Origin of the sequence: Pseudomonas shirazensis, assembly GCF_014268785.2 — a bacterium.
Lineage (GTDB): Bacteria > Pseudomonadota > Gammaproteobacteria > Pseudomonadales > Pseudomonadaceae > Aquipseudomonas > Aquipseudomonas shirazensis.
On record NZ_JABWRD020000010.1, the window covers coordinates 1 to 975 of the forward strand.

Below are 975 nucleotides of genomic sequence, written 5' to 3' on the forward strand. Positions count from 1 at the left end.
TCTCACGGCGAGCGGGGCCTCCGCCATCGGCGCCGCGGCCCTGGGCGCCATCTCACTGGGGACGGGGCTGGCGTCGACGGTGCTGGAAGCCACCGGGTATGACCAGAAGGCCGCGAGCATTCTGGGCTGGGTCTCGCTCGGCACGGGGCTGGTGGGCTCTGCCCTGGAGATCGCACCGAAAGCAGCGGGTGCACTGGCGAACAAACTGGGTCGGTCTGCTGGAAAGTCGCTCGGCAAAACAGCGAAACAGGGCAAAAGCATGAATCTGCCACGTACAACGGCCGATCAGACGAAAGATGTGTTCTTCTTCCCCAACTATGACAACAAAAAAAGCCCGGCCTTTCTCACTCATGGAGATCGAAGGGGTAATTTGCTGGCCAGGGACGGTCGGTGGCTCAATGGTGAAACGCTCGCTCGAGAAGTGATAGAGCCAGACCTCAAGCTGTTCGTCGATGCAGGTCTTACCGACCCGCAAAGTCCGCTGACGCTGATCGCTTGCAATGCAGGCAACTCGGGGGCAGCTCAACAGGTAGCCAATGCCATCAAGCGGCCAGTGCTAAGTCCGATGGGCGTGCTGAAAGTCGACGATTTTCCGGCGACCGCCAAACGAATGCTCGCGGGCAAGGGGTACGGCAAAATACTGTCGCAAAGGTCGACACTCCCAACTAGCACCCGGTTTCACATCGGCTCCGAGGACAAATATGTGGATGCGGTATGGAACATTTACTTCCCACAGTAGGCGTTTTTGACATTCTTGCCACGACCTCGCGGACAGCCTGGTTCGGCACACGGTGAATGCTCCTGGCCTGATAGTTCTGCCAGGTGTACCAAACAGCGTCTCGTCCTAGACTGACGACAGACCGGTTCCGTGACGAGGTTCGTCACCGAAGGGACCAAGGAGGGCTGATGTCTCGCATGCAACAGCGCGTCTTTTCAGCAGTACTGGGCCAGCAAACCTTCGACGGCCTGGGCCGC

At 59.2% G+C, this 975-nt stretch carries 1 protein-coding gene; it reads left to right on the forward strand.

Annotated elements, in window-relative coordinates; all coding sequences use genetic code 11:
- Positions 1 to 739 (forward strand): hypothetical protein (locus HU736_RS21655; RefSeq protein WP_217862402.1); only part of this gene is annotated, 739 nt, incomplete at its 5' end.
- Positions 740 to 975 lie beyond the last annotated feature (236 nt).